Here is a 23,901-nt window from a genome sequence, read left to right on the forward strand (position 1 = left end):
ATTGATGACACGCCCTAGCCAGGGCTGTGAAGCATCTAGAGCGACTGGGGGCCGAGCATGTCTGATGCGATGGCCCACAAGCGCTCCCTGATCATCAGTTCGTCCTGCGAGTGACCGGCCGCAGCCGGTTTTTATCTATACTGGTTGGGTATGTTGCGCCGCGTCCATCACATCGCCATCATCTGCTCCGACTACCAGCGTTCCCTGCGTTTTTATACCGAAACCCTGGGCCTGCGCCTGATCGCCGAGCATTACCGCGCCGAGCGCCAGTCGTACAAGACCGACCTGGCGCTGCCCGACGGCAGCCAGATCGAGCTGTTCTCCTTCCCGCAGCCGCCGGCCCGGCCGACTCGCCCCGAAGCCTGCGGCCTGCGCCATCTGGCCTTCGCGGTTGATGACGTCGCGCGCTGCAAGGCCGAGCTCGAGGCGCGCGGGGTGGCGGTCGAGGAAGTCCGCGTCGACGAGTACACCGGACGCCGCTTTGTCTTCTTTGCTGACCCCGACGGCCTGCCGCTGGAGCTGTACCAGGACTGAGGCCGCGCCCGCGTTGCCGGCAGGTCGGCAGCCGTTTTGTGTAAAAATCGGGCATTGGCATTTCAAAAGAGCGAGAAAGGCACCCGGGTTATGACACCGCGAACTCCCCTGGAGACTTCCACTGCCCTGTGAAGGGCGGCAGCTCGCGTCTGCCCTGGTCTTGCTCTTGACCCACTTTCCTCAGCGCGGCCCCGGCCGCGTTTTCCGTTTCTGGACACCCCTATGTTGAACATCACGCTTCCCGACGGTTCGCTTCGCCAGTTTCCCGGCCCGGTCACGGTGGCCGAAGTCGCCGCCTCGATCGGCTCCGGCCTGGCCAAGGCCGCGCTGGGCGGCAAGGTTGACGGCAAGCTGGTCGATACCAGCTATCTGCTCGAGCAGGATGCTGCACTCGCCATCGTCACCGCCAAGGACGCCGACGGCCTGGAGCTGATCCGCCACTCGACCGCCCACCTGCTGGCCTATGCGGTCAAGCAGCTGTTCCCGGAGGCGCAGGTCACCATCGGCCCGGTGATCGACAACGGCTTCTACTACGACTTCTCGTACAAGCGCCCGTTCACGCCCGAGGATCTGGTCGCGATCGAGAAGAAGATGACCGAGCTCGCCAACAAGGACGAGGCCGTGGTGCGCCGCGTGCTGCCGCGCGACGAGGCGGTCGACTACTTCAAGGGCCTGGGCGAGCACTACAAGGCCGAGCTGATCGCCAGCATCCCGAGCAACGAGGATGTCAGCTTGTACCGCGAAGGCGCCTTCGAGGACCTGTGCCGCGGCCCGCACGTGCCTTCGACCGGCAAGCTCAAGCATTTCAAGCTCATGAAGGTGGCCGGTGCCTACTGGCGCGGCGACCACCGCAACGAGATGCTGCAGCGCGTCTACGGCACCGCCTGGGCCAGCAAGGATGACCTGCAGGCCTACCTGACCCGCCTCGAGGAAGCCGAGAAGCGCGACCACCGCAAGCTGGGTCGCGAGCTCGACCTGTTCCACATCGACGACCACGCGCCCGGCCTGGTGTTCTGGCACCCCAAGGGCTGGACCGTCTGGCAGCAGGTCGAGCAGTACATGCGCCGCGTCTACCGCGACCATGGCTACCAGGAGGTCAAGGGTCCGCAGATCCTGGACCAGGGCCTGTGGGAGAAGACCGGCCACTGGGACAAGTACCGCGACAACATGTTCGTGACCGAGTCGGAAAAGCGCGACTATGCGCTCAAGCCGATGAACTGCCCGGGCCATATCCTGATCTACAAGCAGGGCATCAAGAGCTACCGCGACCTGCCGCTGCGCTACGGCGAGTTCGGTCAGTGCCACCGCAACGAGCCCTCGGGCGGCCTGCACGGCATCATGCGCGTGCGCGGCTTCACCCAGGATGACGGCCATATCTTCTGCACCGAGGACCAGATCCTGGCCGAGTGCGACACCTTCACCCAGGTGCTGAAGAAGGTCTATGCCGACTTCGGCTTCACCGACATCCTGTACAAGGTCTCGACCCGTCCGGCCGCGCGCATCGGCTCCGACGCGCTGTGGGACAAGGCCGAGCAGGCGCTGATGGCCAGCCTGCGCCATTCGGGCTGCGAGTTCGTGATCTCGGAGGGCGACGGCGCCTTCTACGGTCCCAAGATCGAGTACACGCTGAAAGATGCGATCGGCCGCGAATGGCAGTGCGGCACGATCCAGGTCGACTTCAACCTGTCCGAGCGCCTCGACGCCGAGTACGTGGCCGAGGACGGCAGCCGCCAGCGCCCGGTGATCCTGCACCGCGCCATCGTCGGCAGCCTGGAGCGCTTCATCGGCATCCTGATCGAGCAGCATGCCGGCGCCTTGCCGGTCTGGCTGGCGCCAGTCCAGGTCGCGGTGCTCAACATCACCGACAACCAGGCCGACTACTGCCGCGAGGTGGCGGCCAAGCTCGAGGCCCTGGGCCTGCGCGTCACGCTCGACCTGCGCAACGAGAAGGTCAACTACAAGGTGCGCGAGCACGCGATGAAGAAGCTGCCCTACATCCTGGTCGTCGGCGACAAGGAGAAGGAAGCCGGCGCGGTGGCCGTGCGCGCACGCGGCAACCAGGACCTCGGCGTGCTGGCGCTGGAAGATTTTTCCGCGCGCATCCTTGCGGAGATCGCCAACAAGGCTTAAACTTGCCGCCTTGAATCCGGCGCCATAACTGCGCCTGGGTATCGGCATGCGCGGCACCTGTGCCGCGCAGCGGCTTTACGAATCGAGGTCTTACCATCGCTACCAACCCCAACTTCCGCGACCGTCGCCAACGCGAAGAGCGCGCGCATCGCTTGAACCGTGAGATCATGGCGCCCGAAGTGCGCCTGACCGGCCCTGATGGCGAAGCCATCGGCGTCGTCAGCATCCATGAAGCCCTGCGCATGGCGGGTGACCTGGACGTCGACCTGGTGGAAATTGCCGCCATGGCGAATCCGCCGGTCTGCCGGCTGATCGACTACGGCAAGTTCAAGTACGCGGAACAGAAGAAGGCTGCGGAAGCGAAGGCCAAGCAGACGGTCATCGAGATCAAGGAAATCAAGTTCCGTCCCGGTACCGACGAAGGCGACTACCAGATCAAGATGCGCAACGTGCGCCGCTTCCTGGAAGACGGCGACAAGTGCAAGATCACGCTGCGCTATCGCGGCCGCGAGATCACGCACCAGGAAATCGGCATGGCGCTGCTGCAGCGCATCCGCGACGAGCTGGGTGACACCATCATCGTCGAGCAGTTCCCCAAGCTCGAAGGCCGCCAGATGATCATGATGATCGCTCCGGGCCGCAAGAAGCCGGGCGCTGCCAAGCCGGCCGCGGAAGCCGCGGCACCGGCTCCGGCCGCCAGCTGATCCTAGCTTAGTTTTTTCGGGTCCTGACCGGTTGGTCGCCGGACGGGACCCCGCGGTGCTTTTGCACTGCAATGTGCTGCGGCAGATGCCGTGGCGCAACACCAAGTGGCTCGGGGCCAACAAGACTGCGATCAGGTTCGCGGCGCCTCACGAGCACAAACCATAAGGAGCATTCCCATGCCCAAGATGAAGACCAAGAGCAGTGCGAAGAAACGTTTTCGCGTTCGTCCGGGTGGCACCGTCAAGCGCGGTCAAGCCTTCAAGCGTCACATCCTGACCAAGAAGACCACCAAGAACAAGCGCCATCTGCGCGGCGCAGTGAATGTCCATGAGACCAATATGGGTCACATGGCACAGATGCTGCCCGGCATGGGCCTGTAATTCAACGACGAACTAGGAGAGAACTATGCCTCGCGTCAAACGTGGTGTCACCGCACGTGCCCGTCACAAGAAAGTCCTGGCCCTGGCCAAAGGTTTCCGCGGCCGCCGCGGCAACGTCTATCGCATCGCCAAACAGGCGGTGATGAAGGCTGGTCAGTACGCCTACCGTGACCGCCGTGCCAAGAAGCGCGTGTTCCGCCGTCTGTGGATCGCTCGTATCAACGCCGGTGCTCGCGCCCTGGGCCTGACCTACAGCCAGTTCGCCAACGGCCTGAAGAAGGCTTCGATCGAAGTCGACCGCAAGATGCTGGCCGACCTGGCTGTCAACGACCCGGCAGCTTTTGCTGCTATCGTCGAGCAGGTCAAGGCCAAGCTGGCCGCCTGATGGACGCCGGGTTTTAGCGCAACCTAGAACCCGAGCATTTGAGGGCCAGCGCCTGTGAGGCACTGGCCCTTTTTCATTTGGATTCCGAGAATCCGCTTTGGACCGTTGAGATGAACGACCTCGATGCCCTGGTGAGCGCCGCGCGCGAACTGTTCGCGCAAGCCGCCACCCCCGCCGACCTGGAAAACGCCAAGGCCCAGTTCCTGGGCAAGAGCGGTCGCGTGACCGAACTCATGAAGGGCATGGCTGCCCTGAGCGTGGAAGAGAAGAAGACCCGTGGCGCTGCCGTCAACGTTGCCAAGCAGCAGATCGAGGCCGCCCTCAACGAGCGCCGCGCCGCCCTGGCCGAGGCCGAGCTGCAGCGCCAGCTGCAGGCCGAGTCGCTCGACGTGACCCTGCCGGGCCGCCAGCGCGGCAATGGCGGCCTGCATCCGGTCAGCCTGACGCTCGAGCGCATCGAGGCCATCTTCGGCTCCATGGGCTTCGAGGTCGCCGACGGTCCCGAGATCGAGTGCGATTGGTACAACTTCACCGCGCTCAACACGCCCGAGGATCACCCGGCGCGCTCGATGCACGACACCTTCTACGTCGAAGGCGGCAGCGAGAACGCGCCCAACCTGCTGCGCACCCACACCAGCCCGATGCAGGTGCGCCATGCGGTCCAGCATGTCAAGCGCCACCGCGAGGCGGCCGGTGCCGCGGCCGACCAGCCGTTTGCTGGCGAGATGCCCGAGATCCGCGTCATCGTGCCGGGCCGCACCTACCGCGTCGACAGCGACGCGACCCATTCGCCGATGTTCCACCAGTGCGAAGGCCTGTGGATCGGCGAGGCCATCAGCTTCAAGGACCTGAAGTTCGTCTTCACCGACTTCTGCCGCACCTTCTTCGAGTCGGACGACTTGGTGCTGCGCTTCCGTCCGAGCTTCTTCCCCTTCACCGAGCCGAGTGCCGAGATCGACATCGCGTTCGCGAGCGGTCCGCTGGCCGGGCGCTGGCTGGAGGTGGGCGGCTGCGGCCAGGTGCACCCGAACGTGGTGCGCAACATGGGTCTCGACCCCGAGCGCTACATCGGCTTCGCCTTCGGCATGGGCCCGGACCGGCTGACCATGCTGCGCTACGGCGTCAACGACCTGCGCCTGTTCTTCGACGGCGACATCCGCTTCCTGAGCCAGTTCCGCTGATCGCGCCAATCCCTTTTCGAGAGAGTAGAGAGTTATGCAATTCCCCGAATCGTGGCTGCGTGAGTTCTGCAACCCGCCGCTGTCCAGCCAGGAGCTGGCCGACAAGCTGACCATGGCCGGCCTGGAGGTCGAGGAGCTCCTTCCCGTCGCGCCGCCTTTCTCCAGCATCGTTGTCGGCACCATCGTCGAGGCCGAGCAGCACCCGAACGCCGATCGCCTGCGCGTCTGCAAGGTCGATGTCGGCCAGGCCGAGCCGCTGCAGATCGTCTGCGGCGCGCCGAACGCGCGCGTCGGCATCAAGGTGCCGGCCGCGCTGGTCGGCGCCGAGCTGCCGCCGGGCGAGGACGGCAAGCCGTTCAAGATCGGCAAGGGCAAGCTGCGCGGCGTCGAGAGCTTCGGCATGCTGTGCTCGGCGCGCGAATTGAAGCTGTCGGAAGAGAACGCCGGCCTGCTCGAGCTGCCCGCCGATGCCCCGGTCGGAGCCAACATCCGCGACTACCTCAAGCTCGACGACCAGCTGTTCACGCTCAAGCTCACGCCCAACCTGGCGCATTGCCTGAGCGTCTACGGCATCGCGCGCGAAGTCGCCGCGCTGACCGGCGCCCCGCTCAAGACCCCCAGCTTCCCGACCCTGGCGCCGCAGATTGCCGATACCCTGCCGGTCGAGGTGCAGGCCGCCGATTTGTGCGGTCGCTTTGCCGGCCGCGTCATCAAGGGCATCAACCCGCAGGCGCAGACCCCGACCTGGATGGTCGAGCGGCTGGCGCGCTGCGGCCAGCGCAGCGTGTCGGCCCTGGTCGACATCTCGAACTACGTGATGTTCGAGCTCGGTCGTCCGTCGCACATCTTCGACCTGGACAAGATCCACGGCGGGCTGCAGGTGCGCTGGGGCAAGGCGGGCGAGCAGCTCAAGCTGCTCAACGGCAACACCGTCACGCTCGACGAGCAGGTCGGCGTGATCGCCGATTCGCAGGCGGTCGAGTCGCTGGCCGGCATCATGGGTGGCGATGCCACTGCGGTCGGCGACGACACGCGCAATGTCTTCGTCGAGGCCGCGTTCTGGTGGCCGAAGGCGATCGCGGGCCGTTCGCGCCGCTTCAACTTCAGCACCGACGCCGGCCATCGTTTCGAGCGCGGCGTCGACCCGCAGCAGATCGTCGAGCACCTCGAGCGCATCTCCGAGCTGGTAGTGCAGATCTGCGGCGGCGAGGTCGGCCCGGTGGTCGACCAGATCGTCAATGTTCCCGAAGCCAAGCCGGTGACGCTGCGCGTGGCGCGCGCCTGCAAGGTGATCGGCATGGACTTGAGCCAGCAGCAATGCGCCGACGCGCTGCGCAGCCTGAGCCTGCCGGTGACCGAAGGCGAGGGCAGCGTGACCGTGACGCCGCCGTCGTTCCGCTTCGACCTGCAGATCGAGGAAGACCTGATCGAGGAAGTCGCGCGCGTGATCGGCTACGAGAACCTGCCGCACACCCCGCCGCAGGCGCCCGTGACGGCCCAGGTCCGCCCCGAGAGCCGCCGTGGCGCCTTTGCCTTGCGCCGCCAGCTCGCGCAGCAGGGCTACCAGGAGACGATCAACTTCAGCTTCGTCGAGGAGCGCTGGGAGCGCGACTACGCCGGCAACACCGATCCGATCAAGCTGCTGAACCCGATCGCCAGCCACTTGAGCGTGATGCGCAGTTCGCTGCTGGGCAGCCTGCTCAACGTGCTCAAGTTCAACACCGACCGCAAGGCCGCGCGCGTGCGCGTGTTCGAGCTCGGCCGCGTGTTCCGCAAGGATGCCAGCGTGCTCGACAGCGAGACCACGGTGGCCGGCTTCGACCAGCCGATGCGCGTTGCCGCGCTGGCCTGGGGCGATGCCGAGCAGCAGCAATGGGGCGCACCGGCGCGCGCGGTCGATTTCTTCGATGTCAAGGGCGATGTCGAGGCGCTGTTGGCGCCGCGCGTTCCCGTCTTCGAAGCGGCCGAGCATCCGGCCATGCATCCGGGCCGTTGCGCGCGCGTGCTGCTCGACGGCGTGGCGATCGGCTTCGTCGGCGAGCTGCATCCGCGCTGGCGCCAGGCCGAGGGCTGGCAGCAGGCTCCGGTGCTGTTCGAGCTCGACCTGCCCGCCGTGCTGGCGCGCGACATCGCCAAGGCGCAGCCGGTGGCGCGCCACCAGCCGGTCGAGCGCGACCTGGCCGTGGTGGTCAAGGAGTCGGTCACGCATGCCGCGCTGATGGCCGCCATCCGCGGCTCGGACGCGCAGGGCCTGCTCAAGTCGGCCGTGCTGTTCGACGTCTACCGCGCCAAGAAGGGCGTCGAGGCGCCGGGACTGGCAGCCGACGAGAAGAGCCTGGCCGTGCGCCTGACGCTCGAGGGCGTCGAGGCGACGCTGACCGACGAGCAGATCGACGGCGTGGTGCAGGCGGCGCTGGCGGCGCTGCAGCAGCAGGTCGGCGCGCGACTGCGTTGAAAGGAATCGCCATGCTGCACAACGAGCACCCAGGCGAAGAGCAGGGCGGCAACGCCCTGACCAAGGCCCAGCTGTCCGAGATCCTGTTCGAGCAGATCGGCCTCAACAAGCGCGAGTCCAAGGACATGGTCGACGGCTTCTTCGAGCTGATCGCCGAGACCCTGGTCGAGGGCCAGGATGTCAAGATCTCGGGCTTTGGCAACTTCCAGCTGCGCACCAAGGCGCCGCGTCCGGGGCGCAATCCGCGCACCGGCGAGGTGGTGGCGATCGACGCACGCCGCGTGGTAACCTTCCACGCGAGCCCCAAGCTCAAGGAGGCGGTGCAGTCCGGGTCCCCGGCCGCCGCCGTCTGACCACTGTCACGAAAGCGTCGATCATGCTCAAGCCGGTTCTTCTTGCCTTGTTTTCGTCCCTGATCGCTTTCTCGGCCGCCGCCGAGGGGCCGAGCTGCAGCGCCACTGCCGCCGAGAAGAAGCTGGCCGGCGCGGCCAAGAACAGCTTCATGAAGAAATGCGAGAAGGACGCGCAGGCTGCGGCCTGTGAAGCTCAGGCGGGCGAGAAGAAGCTGGCTGGCGCGGCCAAGAACAGCTTCGTCAAGAAATGCGTCAAGGACGCGGCTGGCGCCTGAGCCAGCGCTCGGGCTGGATGAACTCGGTCGAGAGCGCGACGCCGAGCAGGATCACCAGCCCGTAGCCGACCATCGCTGGCGTGATCGGTTCGCCCAGCAGCAGCGCGCCATAGAGCAGCGCGAACAGCGGCACCATGAAGGTCACGGTCAGCGCCTTGGCCGGGCCGGCTTGCGCGATCAGCCGGTAGAACAGTATGTAGGCCCAGGCGGTGCAGACCAGTCCGAGCACGATCAAGGCGCCCCAGGCTGTCAGCCCCGGGCTCCGGGTCGGCCAGTACCAGGCCGTCGGCAGTGCGAGCAGCAGGGCGGCACCGATCAGGCTGGCCGAGGCGATGGCCAGCGGCGGCACCCCCTCCAGGTATTTGCGCGTGCAGCTCGCCGCGATGCCGTAGCAGAGCGTGGCGCCCAGGCAGGCCAGCACGGCCCAGCCAGTCTGCTCGCTGCCCGCGCTGACCTTGTTCCAGGACAGCAAGGTGATGCCGACAAAGCCCAGTGCCAGCCCGAGCAGGCGCCAGCGGCTGGGCGCCTCGCGCAGCCAGATCCAGGCCACCAGTGCGCCGAACAGCGGCGAACTCGCATTCAGTATCGAGGTCAGCCCGGTGCTGATGTGCTGCAGCGCGTAGCAGTAGAGTGCAAACGGTATGCCGGTATTGAGCATGCCGATCAGCAGCAGCGGGACCGCCTTGCGCCGCACCAGTTGCAGGTCGCAGCGCAACAGCAGCAGCGGCAGCATGGCCAGCGCGGCAATGACGATGCGCAGGCCGGCGGTGCTCCAGGCACCGAACTCGAGCGCGCCCAGGCGCATGAACAGGAAGGAGCTGCCCCAGGCAGCGGCCAGCAGCAGGAAGTCTGCGCTCAGGGATCGGTGGAACTTCAAGGGAAAAGCAGGGCTTGGGCTTGCTCGTGCTGGAGCAGGAAGGTCTTGCGCGCCAGTCCGCCGGTGTAGCCGGTCAGGCTGCCGTCGGCGCCGATGACGCGGTGGCAAGGCAGGAAGATGGCCAGCGGGTTGCGTCCGACCGCCGCCCCGAGCGCGCGCACCGCGCGCGGCCGTCCCAGTGCCTGCGCGAGCTGGCCGTACGGGACGGTGTGGCCGTAGGGAATCCGGCTCAGCGCCTGCCAGACTGCCTGCTGGAACTCGGTGCCTTGCGAGCTGTCGAGCGGCAGCTCGAACTCGCGCCGCTGGCCGTCGAAATAGGCTTGCAGCTGGTCGCGCGCGCGGATCAGCTGCGGGTGGTCGGGCTGCTCCTGTGCCGAGGCGGCCCAGTCCGGAATGCCTTGCTGGTCGCCGAACCAGCAGCCGCACAGCGCTTGCTCGTGGCAGACCAGCAGCAGCTCGCCGACGGGGCTGTGCCAGCGGGTCGAATGAAGGGCGGTAGTGGACAAGTTTATCGGGACGGATCGTGGTTCGCCATCATACGCCCAGGACTGTCATGGATCAGCCAGTGAGATTTCCTACAATGGTGAGCATTTCAACCAGAGGCATTCCAGTTCATGCAAGTTCTTGCCACGGCCTTCAAGGCCTACGATATCCGCGGTGTCGTGCCCGACGCGCTCAATCCCGGCTTCGCGCGCGCGCTGGGCCTGGCCTTCGGCGCCCGTGCGCTTGGCCTGGGCGAGACCCTGGTCGCGGTCGGCCGCGATGGCCGCCTGAGCAGCCCCGAGCTGGCCGCCGCGCTGATCGAGGGCCTGGTCGAGGCCGGGGTGCAGGTGATCGACATCGGCATGGTCACCACGCCCATGACCTACTACGCGGCGAATGTGCTGTGCAATTCCGGCATCCAGGTCACTGGCAGCCACAATCCCAAGCACCACAACGGCTTCAAGATGGTGCTGGCCGGTCGCGCCATCTACGGCGACGAGATCCAGGCGCTGCGCCAGGCGATCGAGGCCGAGGACGCGCCGCGCCGCGCCGGCGGCAGCGTGCGCCAGGTCGCGATCCAGGACGACTACATCGCGCGCATCGTTTCCGATGTCAAACTGGCACGCCCGCTCAAGCTCGTGGTCGATTGCGGCAACGGTGTCGCCGGTGCCTCGGCGCCGCAGCTGTTCCGCGCGCTCGGCTGCGAGGTGATCGAGCTGTTCAGCGAGGTCGATGGCGAATTCCCGAACCACCATCCCGATCCCTCCAAGCCCGAGAACCTGCGCGACCTGATCGCCAAGCTGGCCGAGACCGGTGCCGAGCTCGGCCTGGCTTTCGACGGTGACGGCGACCGACTCGGCATCGTCACGCCGAGCGGCCAGAACATCTACCCGGACCGCCAGATGATGCTGTTCGCGCAGGACGTGCTGAGCCGCGTGCCCGGCGGCCAGATCGTCTATGACGTCAAGTGCAGCCAGCGCCTGGCACCGGCGATCCGCGAAGCCGGCGGCGTGCCGCTGATGCACAAGACCGGCCACTCGCTGATCAAGGCCAAGATGAAGGAAGTCGCTTCGCCGCTGGGCGGCGAGATGAGCGGCCATATCTTCTTCAAGGAGCGCTGGTACGGCTTCGACGACGGCAGCTATGCCGGCGCGCGCCTGCTCGAGATTCTCAGCCGCCATGCCAATCCGGGCGCGCTGCTCGAAGGCCTGCCGACCAGCTTCTCCACCCCCGAGCTCAACGTGGCAGTCGGCGACGGCGAGCAGCACCAGCTGGTGGCCCAGCTGCAGGCGATCGCCAGCTTCGACGCACCGGCCCAGGTCAACACCATCGACGGCCTGCGCGTGGACTGGCCGGACGGCTTCGGCCTGATCCGTGCCTCGAACACGACGCCGGTGCTGGTGCTGCGCTTCGAGGGCCAGACCCAGGACGCGCTGCACCGCATCGAGGCCGAGATGCTGGCGCTGCTCAAGCGCGTCAAGCCCGACGCGGTGGTCGGGGCTTCGGCGCACTGAGAGTCCTTCGGCCCTTGAATTGATCGGCCGGCAGCGCTTCGTCTGCCGGCGCCATCGCTTGGGGCTCAGGCCGACAGGCCGGCCAGCCGCTGCGCGCGCTCGATCAGCCGCGCGGTGCTGCCCTGGTTCTGGCGCATCCAGCCGGCGACGGCCGGATTGGCTGCCGGACTCGCAGCCGGGGCAGGCAAGCCCTGGCCGAAGGCCGTGCCAAGCGCGTCGCCGAGTGCCTTGGCCGAGTCCACCAGCGTCACGGCGTCAAGCGCCTGCAGCTCGGCATAGACTTCGCGGAAGTTGAACACCTGCGGCCCGCTGAGCACGGTGCGGTCGAGCACCAGCGGCTCGAGCGGGTTGTGGCCGCCGTTGGGCACCAGGCTGCCGCCGACATAGGCGATATCGCTGGCGGCGTAGAAGCCCATCAGCTCGCCCAGGGTGTCGACCACCAGCACGGCTCCGGTACCAGGGGCCGGCAGTCCGGCTGGCGGCGGCTGCAGAGCGGGGCCGAGTCCGCTGCGGCGTAGCGCTTGCAGGCCGGTGGCCTGCACCATGGCCAGCACGGCTTCGGTGCGCTCCGGGTGGCGCGGCGCCAGCAGCAGCAGCGCCTGTGGCTGCTGTTGCAGCAATTGCCGGTGCGCGTCCAGCACCTGTTCCTCCTCGCCCGGATGGGTGCTGGCGGCGATCCAGACCGGACGGCTGTGGCCGAGCCAGTCGCGCCAGGCCCGGCCTGTCGCGATCACCTGCGGCGAGCGCTCGAGGTCGAACTTGAGGTTGCCCAAGGCTTCGACCTGGTCCGCCGCCGCACCGAGTGCGACGAAGCGCTCGGCATCCTCGCGCCCGCGCGCCGCGATCAGCGCGACCCGCCGCAAGGTCGGGCCGACCAGCCAGCGCAAGCGCTGGTAGGCCTTGAAGGAGCGGTCGGACAGCCGCGCATTGGCCATGATCAGCGGCAGACCGCGGCGCTGGGCGCCGGCGTAGAGATTGGGCCAGATCTCGGTCTCCATCACGATGGCCAGCGTCGGCTGGCTGCGGCGCAGGAACATGCCGACCAGCCAGGGCAGGTCGAAGGGCAGGTAGCAATGCTCGACGCTGTCGCCGAACATCCGCCGCACCTGGGCCGATCCGGTCGGCGTCGTGGTAGTGACCAGCAGCGCCCAGTCGGGGTGGGCGGCCTGCCAGGCGCGCAGCAGCGGCGCGGCGGCTATCGTCTCGCCGACCGAGACCGCATGCACCCAGAGGCGCTGCCGTGCGGGCAGCACCGGCACCAGGCCGAGCCGCTCGCCCCAGCGCTTGCGGTAGTCGGGGTTGCCCCGGCCGCGCAGCCAGAGCCGCAGCAGGGCCAGCGGGGTCAGCAGCAGCAGCAGGATGGAATAGAGCAGGCGGGTCATGGATAGGTTGGCGGGTCTACAGGCGGCACAGGCGATTGCAATGGCAGACTCCATGGCCTGCCCGGGTCAGGAAGGGGCGCCGCGGTGCGGCGGCGACCTGCTGGGCAGCCAGGCCAGGGTCATTCTTTCGGCACGGGCAGGAAGGCCGGTCCCGGGCCCGGCCGCCCTGGCACGACTCAGGATCTCAGCAGTTCTTCGTAGACGGCCAGGTTGCCCTTGACCATGGCATCGGTGTTGAACTCGTTCTCGACGATGGCCTTGCCCCGCTCGCCCAGTTGCCGGCGCAGGGCCGGGTCGTCCAGCAGCCGCAGGATGGCTGCTGCCAGCAGCGCCGGATCTTGCGGCGGCACCAGAAGACCCGTGACGCCATCACGCACAGACTCCGGCATGCCGCCCACGGCGCTCGAGACCACGGGCAGGCCTGCGGCCATGGCCTGCATCGCCACATTGGCAAAGCCCTCCATGGTGGCCGGGTGTACCAGCAGGTCGCAGGCACGCAGGATGTCGCCGATGTCGTTGCGATAGCCCAGGAAGCGCACATGGCCGGACAGGCCGAGCCGGCTCATCTGCTCGCGCAGCCTGGCCTCATCGGCGCCTTCGCCGACGAACAGCACCTGCGTGTCCGGGTGGCTGGCCAGTATCGTCGGCAAGGCCTCGAGCAGAAAGCGGTGGCCCTTGCGTGGGATCAATTGCGCGATGACGGCCAATACCGGGACTGCTGGCGGCAGCTCGAGGCGCTGGCGTGCCGTGGGGACATCCAGCGGCGACTGGTAGCTCTTGAAGTCGATCGCGCTGTAGACCTGCCTGATCTTCGCGGCCGGGACGCCTGCCGCCTCCAGCACGCGCGCGATCCCCTTCGAGACGGTCACCACCCGGTCGGGCAAACGCACATAGCGCAACCGATTGAACCCGTTGAGGCGGATCGGGTCGTCGACGCGGCGCGAAATGATCACCTTGGCGCCGCCTGCCAGCTTGGCGGCCACCAGTCCGAGCGTATCGGCGCCACGGCGGCTGTGGATATGCACGATGTCGGGCTGCTCTTGCTTGAGAATGCGCAGCAGCCGGGGGATGAACAGCAGGTCATGGTCACCGGCGAAGGGGACGGCATGCACCGTCAGGCCTTCCTGCAGGGCCAGTTGATGCAGCGGGCTGTTGACCGGGCAGACCAGCGACGCCGGAACGCCCAGCGCCTTGAGTCCGCGCAACAGGTAGTAGACCTGCATCGTTCCGCCCAGGCGGTGGCGACCCATCTCGATGTGAAGTGTTTTCATGCTTTGATCGCGTTCGTGGAGAGGAGCTGGGTGGCGGTCTCTAGCACCCGTTCGGCGGTGATCTCGCGCAGGCATTGGAAAGCTCCGCCGCAAGTGGGGTGGCGCCGGCAAGGCGAGCATTCCAGTCCCAGCCAGATGACGCGTGCATTGGCGCGCCCGGTTTCAAGGTAGGGGCAGGTGGAGCCGAACAGGGCCACGGTCGGCGTAGCGAACGCCGCCCCCATGTGGGTCAGTCCGGTGTCGACGCCGATCAGCAGCCCGGCCTGGCTGACCAGTGCCGCGGCTTCCGGTAGCCGGGTCTGGCCGGCCAGGTTGACAATGCCAGGGGCGCCTGCCGCAATGCGCTGCGCGGCCTCGACATCGGCTGGTCCGCCCAGTATCACGGGCACCAGCCCCGTCGATGCCTGCAGGCGCGAGATCAAGGCGCGCCAGTTGTCCTCGAACCAGTGTTTCTGCGGTCGGGTCGTGAAGGGGGCCAGCACGGCATAGCGTCCCTTGCCGAGTCCGTGCTGCTCCAGCAGGGACGCTACCCGCTCCTGGGCCTGTTGGCCCACATGGAGGCGAGGCAGGAAGTCCCCGACCTCGAGCCCCAGTTGCTCGGCCAGGAAGCGGTACTCCGAGCCCAGGCGCCGCTTGTCTCCAGCCCGGGGCAACTTTTCAGTCATCAGCCACTGGCTGCCCTCCTTGGAGCCGAGCCCGACCCTGCGCCTGGCGCCTGACAGCCAGGCCAGCAAGCCGCTCTTGAACAGGCCCTGCAGATCCAGCGCCACGTCGAAGCGGCGTGCCCGCAATGCCGAGCGGAAGGCCAGGAACTGGCGCGCCAGCTCCTGGTACTGCCCGCTCTGCCAGAGCTTCTTCCAATCGGCCTTGGGCCAGACGATGACTTCGTCGATGTCCGGATCGGCGAGCAGGAGTTCGTGGATGCCCGGCTCGACCATCCAGGCGATATGGGCATCCGGGTAGGTCCGCCGCAGAGCGGCCGGCAATGCCGAGGCAAAGACGACATCGCCGATGGCAGAGGTGCGGACGATCAGGAAGCGTTGTGCGGTCATGGATCAGGGCTGGGATGGGGGGATCGGGCAGCGTCGCTGCCCAGGCCGGCAGAGGCGGTTCAGTCCGGCAGCAGCGCCGCGACGCAGGCTTGCAGGTCGGCATGGGCGGCATCGGCTCCGGCCAGCCCCGGGCCGGATTCTGCATTGTCCGACTGCACGATGTAGGCCCGGCCGATGCCGGCGGCGCGTGCGGCCTCGATGTCGGACGGCTTGTCGCCGACCAGGATCGAGTCGGCCAGCGACAGGTTCAGTTCCCTGGCCGCGCGCAGGATCATGCCGGGCGCGGGCTTGCGGCAGTCGCAGTCGATGGCCAGTTCGGCCAGTTGGCCCTTGGGGTGGTGCGGGCAATGGTAGACCGCATCGACTGCCGCGCCGGCCTCAGCCAGCGCCTGCTGCATGGCGTCGGTCAAGGCCTGGTATTGCGCCTCGGAGTAGTAGCCGCGCGCGATGCCCGACTGGTTGGTCACCACCACCAGCGCGTAGCCGGCGGTTTTCAGCCGGCGCATGGCGTCGATGGCGCCCGGCACGAACTCGAAATCCTCCCAGCGGCTGACATAGGCCCGGTCCAGGTTGATCACGCCGTCGCGGTCCAGGAAGGCGGCCTTGCGCGGGGCCGCCGCGCTGGCGCCTGCGCCATCGCCGGCACGGATGCGCTTGACCAGCGCGGTGGTCGAATAGCCGTCGACGAAGGGAATCGCCAGCGCGTCGCCGCCCCAGCTGCGCACGACCCGGGTTTCCTCGAGCGTTTCCATGTCGTAGTCGCCACCCTTGACATAGAGGTCGGGCCTGATTTCCTTGATCAGTTCGACTGGCGTGCGCTCGTCGAAGAAGGTCACCAGCGCCACCGAGGCCAGCCCGGCCAGCACGGCGGCGCGGTCCTCGGCCTTGTTGAGCGGCCGGTCCGGGCCCTTGCCCAGCATGCGGGCCGAGCTGTCCGAGTTGACCGCCACGATCAGCGAGCCGCCGAGCGCGGCCGCCTGGTGCAGGTAGTTGACATGGCCGCGGTGCAGCACGTCGAACACGCCGTTGGTGAAGACCAGCGGGCGCGGCAATGTCGCCAGCCGCGCGGGCAGCTCCGCGCGCGGGCAGACCTTGTCTGTCAGGGCGCTCATGCGAACAGCTCCTCGTAGCTGACGGTGGCGGTGCCGAACTTGGCCACCACCAGGCCGCCGGCGCGGTTGGCGATCTCCATCGCCCGACCCAGCGGCTGGCCGCAGGCCAGCATCAGCGCCATGGTCGCGATCACGGTGTCGCCGGCGCCGGTGACATCGGCCACCTCGCGCACCTGGGCCTTGACATGGGACACCCGGTCGGGCTCGAACAGCGACATGCCTTCCTCGGACCGGGTCAGCAGCAGCGCCTGCAGGCCCAGGCGCTCGCGCAGGCCCTGCGCCTTGCGCTCGAGCTCGGCCTCGTCCTGCCAGCTGCCCACCACCTGCATCAGCTCGGAGCGGTTGGGCGTGATCAGGCTCGCGCCCTGGTAGCGCGCGTAGTCGCTGCCCTTGGGATCGACCAGCACCGGCTTGCCGGCGGCGCGCGCGAGCTCGATCATGCGCGGGATATGCGCCAGCCCGCCCTTGCCGTAGTCCGAGAACAGCACCACGTCGTGCCGCGGCAGCTCGCGCTCGAAGTCGGCCAGCATCTGCGCCAGCACCTCATGCCCGGGCTCCTGCTCGAAGTCGATGCGCAGCAGCTGCTGGTTGCGCCCGATCACGCGCAGCTTGACGATGGTCTGCAGGCGCGCGTCCTGGCCCAGCACGGTCGCGATGCCTTGCTGGTGCAGCAGGTGCTGCAGCCGCTGCGCGGCTTCGTCCTGGCCGAGCATGCTCAGCAGCGTGACCTGGCCGCCCAGGGTCTTGACGTTGAGCGCGACGTTGGCCGCGCCGCCCAGGCGGTCCTGCTCGCGCTGCACATGCAGCACCGGCACCGGCGCCTCGGGCGAGATGCGCTCGACGGCGCCGAACCAGTAGCGGTCGAGCATCACGTCGCCGACCACCAGCACGCGGCGCGCCGCCAGTGCCGCTTGTTCAGGACAGGAATTCACGGTCATTGCCACGCTCACACCAGGCCGAGTTGCTGTTCGATCAGGCCGCACAGGGTGTGGCCGATCAGGATATGGGATTCCTGGATGCGCGCCGTCACCTGGCTCGGTACCACGATCGCCAGGTCGCACAGCTCGCGCAGCGCGCCGCCATCGCGGCCCAGCAGGCCGATCACCTGGATGCCGGCACCCCGGGCGTCCTCGACCGCGCGGATCACGTTGCGCGAATTGCCCGAGGTCGAGATCCCGATCAGCACATCGCCGGCACGACCCAGGCCCTGGACCTGGCGCGCGAACACCTCGTCGAACGAGTAGTCGTTGGCGATGCAGGTCAGCGCCGAGGTGTCGGTCGACAGCGCGATGGCAGCCAGCGGCCGGCGGTCCTTGATGAAGCGGCCGGTCAGCTCGGCCGCCAGATGCTGGCTGTCGGCTGCCGAGCCGCCATTGCCGCAGAACATCAGCTTGCCGCCGGCGCGCAGCGATTGCGTGGCGATGGCGGCCGCTTGGCTGACTGCGCCATCCAGGGGCTGCAGGGACTGGAGCAGGGCGACCTGCTCAGCCAGATTGTGCAAAAAGAGGGAATTCATGACGGGTTGCCAGACATGCAATCCCGCTATTGTCAGGCTAAACGGCAGCCGGCCGGCCTCTGCCGCGCCCGATCCGGCTGATCCATGGCAGGTGGCCTCAGGCAAAATACCAGCCTCTTTTCCCCCCTCCTGCTTATCCATGCTCCCCTCCAACGACAAGCGTCCGCGTACCGTGGTCCTGCTGCAGTACACCGGCATTGGCGACCTGATCTGGCATATCCAGTACTTCAAGGCGATTGCCGAGCAGAGCCAGGGCGGCCAGGTCACGGTCGTGGCGCAGCCCTCCACGCTGGCGCGCGCCTTCATCGGCAAGGAGAGCTGGGTCGAGGCCGTGATCGACCATGACCACCGTCCGCGCCGCGGCGAGAAGCGCCAGGGACGCCATGCCGGTCTGCTCGGCATGTGGCGCATGGCGCAGCAGCTCAAGCAGGGGCGTTTCGACCGCATCGTGCTGTTCTCGGGCCGCATCAGCCGCGGCCTGGTGGCCGGCCTGAGCGGCATCCCGGTCCGCATCGGCTTCGGCTACAAGCCCTTGCAGCGCATCTTCCTGAACCAGGGGCCGTTCGTCCGTCCCTACCAGGGGCCGTCGGTGGCGGCCTACCACGAGGCCAGCGAGCTGATGGTCAAGCATGGCTTCTGCGCCCAGCCCATCGTGCCCCGGCTCGAGGTGCCGGACGATCAGCTGCAGGCGATGCAGCAGCGCCTGGCCGGCCTGCCCCGGCCGCTCTGCGCCTTCGCGATCGGCACCAGCGAGACCCACAAGCAGTGGGGCATCAAGCCCTTTGCCGAGCTGGCCCGGCGCCTGATCGAGCGCGGCGCCGGCGTGGTGCTGCTCGGCGGTCCGGCCGAGGTGCAGCTGGCCAAGGACATCGAGGCCCTGGTCCCGCCTTCGGCGCGCCATGGCCTGGCTGTCCTGACCGATGCCCCGGTGCTGGGCAGCGCCGCCGCGCTCAAGCTGGCCGATGTCTGCGTCGGCAACGACACCGGCATGGTCAACGTGGCGGCGGCCGTGGCCACCCCCACCTTCGTGCTGATCGGCCACCGGCGCACCCTGGCCCACGACCCCGGCCACCTGTTCAACGTCCAGGCCGAGACCCTGGCCGCCGTGACCGTCGAGCAGGTGTTGGAGCTGGTCAGCAAGGCTGCCCCCAAGGTGGTGGCATGAAGCAGGCCGAACTCAAGGACACCGGCCGGCGCCTGCTGGTCTATGCCCGGCGCCAGTGGCGCATGCTCGCGGCCTCGCTGCTGTTCTTCCTGCTCGGCTCGGCGGTCGAGCCGGTGATCCCGGCGCTGTTCAAGAAGCTGATCGACTCGGGCTTCCAGGACGGGCTGAAGTTTCCGCTCTGGTCGGTGCCTATCATCATCATCGGCCTGTTCCTGGTGCGCGGGGTGTTCAACTTCTCGGGCACCTATGTCATGACCTCGGCCACCTCGGCCATGGTGCTCGAGTTGCGGCGCGACCTCATGCGCGCCCTGCTGCGCGCCGATGCCAGGCTGTTCACCCAGGTCAGCCCTGGGGTGGCGGTGACCAAGGTCATCAACGACCCGCAGTCCGCCTCGCAGGTGATCGGCAACTCGCTGATCACCTTCGTCAAGGACGCGACCACCCTGATGTTCCTGGTCGGCTACCTGCTGTACCTGAACTGGCAGCTCACCCTGCTGTCCTTCGTCTCGATGCCGCTGCTCGGCATCACGATCAAGCTGGTGCAGAAGCGCCTGAGCAAGGTCGGCCAGGAGCAGTACCTGTCGCAGCAGCGCCTGGTCGGCACGGTCGACGACAACGCGCGCGCCTGGCGCGTGGTGCGCACCTTCGATGCGGCCGACTTCGAGCTCAAGCGCTTCGACGCCGAGGCCTCCCAGTACCGCCGCATGACCTTGAAGCAGGTCGCGACCAGCTCGCTCGTGACGCCGGCGACCCAGGTGGTGGCGGCCATCGGCGTGTCCATCATCATCACGCTGGCGCTGTGGCAGGCCAGCCAGGGCTCGGCCACGGTGGGCGAGTTCGTCTCCTTCGTCACCGCCTTGCTGATGACGATCTCGCCGATGCGCCACCTGACCGATGTTTACCAGCCGATCAACAGCGCGCTGATCACGGCGCGCGGCTCCTTCGGCCTGATGGATGCCGCGCCGGAACCCGACCATGGCACCCAGGACCTGCCCAGTTGCCAGGGCCGCATCGACTTCAACCAGGTCCGGGTGCAGTACGAGGAAGCGGCCGCGCCCTCGCTCGACGGCCTGGACCTGCACATCGCTCCCGGGCAGACGGTGGCCCTGGTCGGTTCATCGGGCGCCGGCAAGACCACGGTGGTCAACACCCTGCTGCGCTTTGCCCAGGTCAACGGCGGCCAAGTGCTGCTCGACGGCCAGCCGATCGAGTCGCTCAGGCTGGCCAGCCTGCGGCGCCATTTCGCGGTGGTGTCGCAGGACATCGTGCTGTTCGATGGCAGCATCGCGCAGAACGTGGCCTATGCCAGCCCGCTCGGCGTCGACCGGGCCAAGGTCGAGCAGTGCCTGCGCGCCGCCAACCTCTGGGGCCATGTGGCCAAGCTGCCCGAGGGCATGGACGCGCCGGTCGGCACCAACGGCAGCCTGCTGTCGGGCGGCCAGCGGCAGCGGCTGGCGATCGCGCGCGCGCTCTACCGCGACGCCGCGATCTGGATCTTCGACGAGGCCACCTCGGCGCTCGACTCCGAGTCCGAGGCCGTGGTGCAGCGCTCGATCGAGGACCTGCGCCATGCCAAGACCCTGATCCTGATCGCGCACCGCCTGAGCACGATCCGCAACGCCGACCTGATCTGCGTGATGTCCGAAGGCCGCATCATCGAGCAGGGCAGCCACGAGCAGCTGATGGCCAGCAACGGAGCCTACGCCGGCATGGTGCGGATCCAGTCGGCCAATCTGTAATCTGTAGCGGCGCGCTTCAGGCGCGCGCTGACAGGACCGACCTGAGCTGCTGCGCCCGCACGCGCAGATAGAGCCTGAGCTGGTCCCCGGTCCAGCCCAGGCGGCGGCTGCGCCGGCGCAGCAAGGCCAGCGCCTGTGCCGACTGGCCGCTGCCCATCAGGGTCTTGACCAGCTGGCGGCCATGCTTGCTCAGGATCAATCCGTCATCGGCGCCCTGCAGCCAGTCCTGCAGTTCCTGCGCGCTCATCTCGTGCGCAAAGTTGTGCAGCCCGTGGAAGCCGAAGGCGGGCCGCCAGGGGCCGTATTCGATGCCGAATTCCGCTCCCAGCTCCACGGAAGCGATGCGGATGCCATGCTCGCGTTCCAGCTGCTCGCGCCAGTGGACGCAGATGACCCTGTCCTCCGGCTCGCTGCCGTCGTAGGGCAGCTGTGCCAGCGCATCGATCAGCCGGCGACTGCGCAGGGAAAATCCCCCGTTGCCGACCGCCGCGGCCCGACGCTTGTAATACCAGGGCGGTCCGATGTAGTCGCAATCGAGGAAGCGGTCTTGCCAGCGCTCCGGGTGCGTGACGAAGCCGTCCCATTGCACGACCAGCACATGGCTGGTTTCGATGTACGGTCCGAGCCCGTGCAGCATGAAGCGCGAGTAGGCCTCGATGCTGGTGATGTCATCGATCGCGACCAGCTCGATGCCTTCCAGCTCCAGTCCCATCGCGCCTGCACGGGCCGGTCCCAGGTAGAGGACGCGCCCGAAGTCGATCTGGCGCATGGACTGGCGCAGGGCATGGACGGCTTCGGCCGGGCTCCGCGTGTCGACGCAGCACAGCGTCACCTGCGGCAGCTGCAGTCGCTGCCGCGTCATGGCTTCGTGCGGGCCTGGGCGACCCCCGTCTCGGCATCCGCCATCACGGCTTGAGCACGGCATTGACAGCCTGCAGGTCCTGCTCTTGGAGCACCCCGCCGGCCTGCTTGAGCCTGAGCCCGACCAGCAGCAGGTCGTAGCGCGCCTTGGCCAGGCTGGCCTTGGTCTGGAACAGCTGGCTCTGCGCGTTGAGCACATCGAGGTTGATGCGCACGCCGACCTGGTAGCCGAGCTGGGTCGCCTCGAGCGCGCTCTGGCTCGAGGCCTCGGCGGCTTCCAGCGCCTTGACCTGGCCCTGGCCCGAGACCACGCCGTAGTAGGCCGTGCGCGTGGCCTGCGCCACGCCGCGCTTGGCCGCGTCGAGGTCGTTGCGCGCCTTGTCCTCGAGCGCCAGCGTCTCCTTGATGCGGTTCTGGGTCGAGAAGCCCGCGAACAGCGGCAGGTTGAACTGCACGCCGATCGACGCCGTCTTGTTGCGCAGATAGGGCGGCAGGCTGCTCGACGAGGCGGGCGTGCGCGCGCTCTGGTAGCTCGCGACCGCGTCCAGCGTCGGCAGATGGCCGGCCTGCGCCTTGGCGGTCTCCAGCCTGGCCACCTCGAGTCCGGTGGCGGCCTGGCGCACCTGCGGGTGCGCAGTCTCCGCGCGCTCCAGCCAGCGGCCCAGCTCGGCCGGTTCGAGCGCGGGCAGCGCGACGCCGCTGGCCAGGCGCCAGGGGCTGACCCCCGTCTGGCCGACCAGCTGGTCGAGCGCCAGCCGCTTGACGCGCAGCTCGTTCTCGGCGGCGATCTCCTGCGCCACGGTCTGGTCGAAGCGGGCCTGGGCCTCGCGCGTGTCGGTGATGGTGGCGGTGCCGACCTCGAAGTTGCGCTTGGCCGCTGCCAGCTGCTCGGACACGGCGGCTTTCTGCGCCTGCACGAAGGCCAGGCTGTCCTGTGCCGCGAGCACGTCGAAGTAGGCCTGGGCGCTGCGCACCACCAGTTCCTGGCTGGCCGCCTCGAGCTGGGCCTCGGCCGCCTCAAGCGACTTGCGCGCCTGCTCGAGCGCCAGCCGGTTGGCCGGACGGTAGAGCGGCTGGCTGGCCGACAGCTGCAGTGTCTGGTTGTTGTAGTTCTTGTCCTGCGAGTCGACGCTGCTGTCGAGATCGCTGAAGTTGGCCGCCGCCGACAGTCCGGCGCTGGGCAGCAGGCCGGCGCGGGCCTGCTCGGCCTTGGCCAGGCTGGCCTGGTATTGCGCCTGGGCCGCCAGGTAGGCCGCGTCGTAGCGCTTGGCGGCCTGGTGCAGCTCGGTCAGGCTCTGCGCCTGGGCGGTCAGCGCGCAGCCTCCGGCCAAGGCCATGGCGCCGAGCAGGCGCGTCGTGCGCGCGACGAGGGCGAGCGCCGGCGACGCACCAGGCAGTAGCCGGCCTGGCTTGGCGGTCGTTGGGGAAGCATGGGACAGGGGCATGGCAGATCGACCGTTGGAGGCTGGGGGAGGGGGTTCAGTACTGCGGCACCGACGGATCGACTTCCTGCGACCAGGCGTGGATGCCGCCGTGCAGGTTGACCACCTCGTCATAGCCCTGGTTCAGCAGGAAGTAGGTGACCTGGGCGCTGCGCCCACCATGGTGGCAGAGGCAGGCGATCGGCCGCTCGCGCGGCAGCTCGTTCAGGCGCGCCGGGATGCTGGCCATCGGCATGGCGACCAGCTCGAAGCCGTCGGGCTTGATGCTGGCGGTCTGCAGTTCCCAGGGCTCGCGCACGTCGAGCACCAGGGGCCGGGATTGCGGGTCCTCGGCCTGGCAGGCCGCGATCCAGTCCTTGAGCTGCGCGGGGCGTATCGCTTTGATCACGGCTGGCTACCGGTCAGAACTTGAACGGGCTGGACTCGGGGAAGTTCTGCAGGCGCGGTGCGCTGACATCCCAGGGCTGCTCGACATGCTGGCCGCCAGCGACGGCGCGCACCAGGGTGGCGCGCATGGCCGGGGCGCGGCCGACGACGGCCCACAGGCGGCCACCGGTCTTGAGTAGGGACAGCAGCTCCTGCGGCACCTCGGCCACCGAGCCGCCGAGCACGATCGCGTCGAACGGCGCACCGGCGTTGCAGGCCGCGAACTGGTCGGCGCAGGCGTCGGCGGTGCGGACCTCGACGTTCTTCACGCCAGCGGCCTGCAGGTTGGCGCGGGCCTGCTGGGCCAGCGCCGGATCGATCTCGAGGCTGATGACGCGGGCGCACTGGCGCGCCATCAGCGCCGCCAAGTAGCCCGAGCCGGTGCCGATCTCGAGCACGCTGTCGCCGGGCTGCAGCGCCAGGTCCTGCAGCAGGCGTGCCTCGACCTTGGGCGCCAGCATGGACTGGCCTTCGCCCTTGCCGAGCGGGATCTCGAGGTCGGCCAGCGCCACCGACTGGTAGGCCTCGGGCACGAAGTCCTCGCGCTTGACTTCGCCCAGCAGGGCCAGCACCTTGGCATCCAGCACATCCCAGGGGCGGATCTGCTGCTCGATCATGTTGAAGCGGGCCTTGTCGAAGTCGAAGGCGATTGCAGTGCTCATT

At 68.0% G+C, this 23,901-nt stretch carries 24 protein-coding genes and 1 pseudogene; 12 read left to right on the top strand and 13 right to left on the bottom strand.

Annotation, left to right across the window (positions count from 1 at the left end):
* Nucleotides 1–150 precede the first annotated feature (150 nt).
* The 9 genes from gloA2 (at nt 151) to C6P64_RS02510 (ending at nt 8,398) form a co-directional block, all read left to right on the top strand.
* The gene (gene gloA2, locus C6P64_RS02470) at nt 151–534 is read left to right on the top strand and encodes an SMU1112c/YaeR family gloxylase I-like metalloprotein (protein ID WP_105747014.1); all 384 of its coding nucleotides are present in this window, start codon (nt 151–153) and stop codon (nt 532–534) included.
* A 222-nt stretch (nt 535–756) separates the two neighbouring features.
* Nucleotides 757–2,664, top strand: coding sequence for a threonine--tRNA ligase (gene thrS / locus C6P64_RS02475; RefSeq protein WP_105747015.1), 1,908 nt, complete (start codon nt 757–759; stop codon nt 2,662–2,664).
* A 95-nt stretch (nt 2,665–2,759) separates the two neighbouring features.
* Nucleotides 2,760–3,368: a translation initiation factor IF-3 gene (infC, locus tag C6P64_RS02480; RefSeq protein WP_281257935.1), complete on the top strand. Its 609-nt coding sequence runs from the start codon at nt 2,760–2,762 to the stop codon at nt 3,366–3,368.
* Nucleotides 3,369–3,545: 177 nt separating this feature from the next.
* Nucleotides 3,546–3,749, top strand: coding sequence for a 50S ribosomal protein L35 (rpmI, locus tag C6P64_RS02485; protein WP_105729206.1), 204 nt, complete (start codon nt 3,546–3,548; stop codon nt 3,747–3,749).
* A 25-nt stretch (nt 3,750–3,774) separates the two neighbouring features.
* Nucleotides 3,775–4,134: a 50S ribosomal protein L20 gene (gene rplT / locus C6P64_RS02490; protein WP_105747017.1), complete on the top strand. Its 360-nt coding sequence runs from the start codon at nt 3,775–3,777 to the stop codon at nt 4,132–4,134.
* A 110-nt stretch (nt 4,135–4,244) separates the two neighbouring features.
* Complete coding sequence (gene pheS, locus C6P64_RS02495) at nt 4,245–5,315, top strand: phenylalanine--tRNA ligase subunit alpha (RefSeq protein WP_105747018.1); 1,071 nt, start codon at nt 4,245–4,247, stop codon at nt 5,313–5,315.
* A 34-nt stretch (nt 5,316–5,349) separates the two neighbouring features.
* Nucleotides 5,350–7,770, top strand: a complete 2,421-nt coding sequence (gene pheT, locus C6P64_RS02500) for a phenylalanine--tRNA ligase subunit beta (RefSeq protein WP_105747019.1) — start codon at nt 5,350–5,352, stop codon at nt 7,768–7,770.
* An 11-nt stretch (nt 7,771–7,781) separates the two neighbouring features.
* The gene (locus C6P64_RS02505; RefSeq protein WP_105747020.1) at nt 7,782–8,123 is read left to right on the top strand and encodes an integration host factor subunit alpha; all 342 of its coding nucleotides are present in this window, start codon (nt 7,782–7,784) and stop codon (nt 8,121–8,123) included.
* A 47-nt stretch (nt 8,124–8,170) separates the two neighbouring features.
* Nucleotides 8,171–8,398, top strand: coding sequence for a PsiF family protein (locus C6P64_RS02510; RefSeq protein WP_342747507.1), 228 nt, complete (start codon nt 8,171–8,173; stop codon nt 8,396–8,398).
* On the opposite strand, the gene C6P64_RS02515 is transcribed toward C6P64_RS02510, so the two are convergent.
* Together C6P64_RS02515 and C6P64_RS02520 are read right to left on the bottom strand one after the other, a co-directional pair.
* The gene (locus C6P64_RS02515) at nt 8,376–9,275 is read right to left on the bottom strand and encodes a DMT family transporter (protein ID WP_245911602.1); all 900 of its coding nucleotides are present in this window, start codon (nt 9,273–9,275) and stop codon (nt 8,376–8,378) included. The two genes, C6P64_RS02510 and C6P64_RS02515, sit on opposite strands and share 23 nt — an antisense overlap.
* Complete coding sequence (locus C6P64_RS02520; RefSeq protein ID WP_281257934.1) at nt 9,272–9,781, bottom strand: methylated-DNA--[protein]-cysteine S-methyltransferase; 510 nt, start codon at nt 9,779–9,781, stop codon at nt 9,272–9,274. Before C6P64_RS02520 ends, C6P64_RS02515 begins: the two co-directional genes overlap by 4 nt.
* 108 nt (nt 9,782–9,889) lie before the next feature.
* Here C6P64_RS02520 and C6P64_RS02525 point away from each other — a divergent pair, with 108 nt between their 5' ends.
* Nucleotides 9,890–11,272 carry a phosphomannomutase/phosphoglucomutase gene (locus C6P64_RS02525; protein WP_105747023.1) on the top strand — a complete coding sequence of 461 codons (1,383 nt, stop codon included), beginning with the start codon at nt 9,890–9,892 and terminating at the stop codon, nt 11,270–11,272.
* A gap of 65 nt (nt 11,273–11,337) precedes the next feature.
* On the opposite strand, the gene waaA is transcribed toward C6P64_RS02525, so the two are convergent.
* From waaA to gmhA, 7 genes and pseudogenes are all read right to left on the bottom strand, one after another.
* On the bottom strand, nt 11,338–12,654 hold the full coding sequence (waaA, locus tag C6P64_RS02530; RefSeq protein ID WP_105747024.1) for a lipid IV(A) 3-deoxy-D-manno-octulosonic acid transferase: 1,317 nt from the start codon (nt 12,652–12,654) through the stop codon (nt 11,338–11,340).
* Between the two features lie 176 nt (nt 12,655–12,830).
* Nucleotides 12,831–13,925, bottom strand: coding sequence for a glycosyltransferase (locus C6P64_RS02535; RefSeq protein WP_105747025.1), 1,095 nt, complete (start codon nt 13,923–13,925; stop codon nt 12,831–12,833).
* Nucleotides 13,922–14,977 (bottom strand): glycosyltransferase family 9 protein, encoded by a 1,056-nt coding sequence (locus C6P64_RS02540; protein WP_105747026.1) that lies wholly within the window; start codon nt 14,975–14,977, stop codon nt 13,922–13,924. Before C6P64_RS02540 ends, C6P64_RS02535 begins: the two co-directional genes overlap by 4 nt.
* A gap of 59 nt (nt 14,978–15,036) precedes the next feature.
* A complete protein-coding gene (gmhB, locus tag C6P64_RS02545) occupies nt 15,037–15,639 on the bottom strand; it encodes a D-glycero-beta-D-manno-heptose 1,7-bisphosphate 7-phosphatase (RefSeq protein ID WP_281257936.1) in 603 nt (200 codons plus the stop codon).
* Nucleotides 15,619–16,089 (bottom strand): annotated as a pseudogene (gene rfaE2 / locus C6P64_RS18325) (D-glycero-beta-D-manno-heptose 1-phosphate adenylyltransferase); the annotation flags it as partial. The gene gmhB and the pseudogene rfaE2, both read right to left, overlap by 21 nt.
* The gene (gene rfaE1, locus C6P64_RS02550) at nt 16,086–17,027 is read right to left on the bottom strand and encodes a D-glycero-beta-D-manno-heptose-7-phosphate kinase (protein ID WP_105747027.1); all 942 of its coding nucleotides are present in this window, start codon (nt 17,025–17,027) and stop codon (nt 16,086–16,088) included. The pseudogene rfaE2 and the gene rfaE1, both read right to left, overlap by 4 nt.
* An 8-nt stretch (nt 17,028–17,035) precedes the next feature.
* Nucleotides 17,036–17,605, bottom strand: coding sequence for a D-sedoheptulose 7-phosphate isomerase (gmhA, locus tag C6P64_RS02555; RefSeq protein WP_105747028.1), 570 nt, complete (start codon nt 17,603–17,605; stop codon nt 17,036–17,038).
* Nucleotides 17,606–17,744: 139 nt separating this feature from the next.
* Between gmhA and C6P64_RS02560 the strand changes: the two genes are divergently transcribed.
* Both C6P64_RS02560 and msbA read left to right on the top strand, forming a co-directional pair.
* The gene (locus tag C6P64_RS02560; protein ID WP_170073032.1) at nt 17,745–18,770 is read left to right on the top strand and encodes a glycosyltransferase family 9 protein; all 1,026 of its coding nucleotides are present in this window, start codon (nt 17,745–17,747) and stop codon (nt 18,768–18,770) included.
* Nucleotides 18,767–20,509: a lipid A export permease/ATP-binding protein MsbA gene (gene msbA, locus C6P64_RS02565; RefSeq protein ID WP_105747030.1), complete on the top strand. Its 1,743-nt coding sequence runs from the start codon at nt 18,767–18,769 to the stop codon at nt 20,507–20,509. The genes C6P64_RS02560 and msbA overlap by 4 nt, the downstream gene beginning before the upstream one ends.
* Nucleotides 20,510–20,525: 16 nt before the next feature.
* On the opposite strand, the gene C6P64_RS02570 is transcribed toward msbA, so the two are convergent.
* Genes C6P64_RS02570 through C6P64_RS02585 form a run of 4 tightly spaced genes read right to left on the bottom strand, consistent with a single transcriptional unit; the run spans nt 20,526 to nt 23,900 of the window.
* Nucleotides 20,526–21,371: a DUF5672 family protein gene (locus C6P64_RS02570; RefSeq protein WP_105747031.1), complete on the bottom strand. Its 846-nt coding sequence runs from the start codon at nt 21,369–21,371 to the stop codon at nt 20,526–20,528.
* A gap of 43 nt (nt 21,372–21,414) precedes the next feature.
* Entirely contained in the window at nt 21,415–22,815 is a 1,401-nt protein-coding gene (locus C6P64_RS02575; protein WP_105747032.1) for a TolC family outer membrane protein, read from the bottom strand.
* A 34-nt stretch (nt 22,816–22,849) separates the two neighbouring features.
* On the bottom strand, nt 22,850–23,200 hold the full coding sequence (locus tag C6P64_RS02580) for a rhodanese-like domain-containing protein (RefSeq protein WP_105747033.1): 351 nt from the start codon (nt 23,198–23,200) through the stop codon (nt 22,850–22,852).
* A 13-nt stretch (nt 23,201–23,213) separates the two neighbouring features.
* A complete protein-coding gene (locus tag C6P64_RS02585; RefSeq protein ID WP_105747034.1) occupies nt 23,214–23,900 on the bottom strand; it encodes a protein-L-isoaspartate O-methyltransferase family protein in 687 nt (228 codons plus the stop codon).
* Nucleotide 23,901 lies beyond the last annotated feature (1 nt).

This window comes from Malikia granosa, assembly GCF_002980595.1.
Lineage (GTDB): Bacteria > Pseudomonadota > Gammaproteobacteria > Burkholderiales > Burkholderiaceae_C > Malikia > Malikia granosa.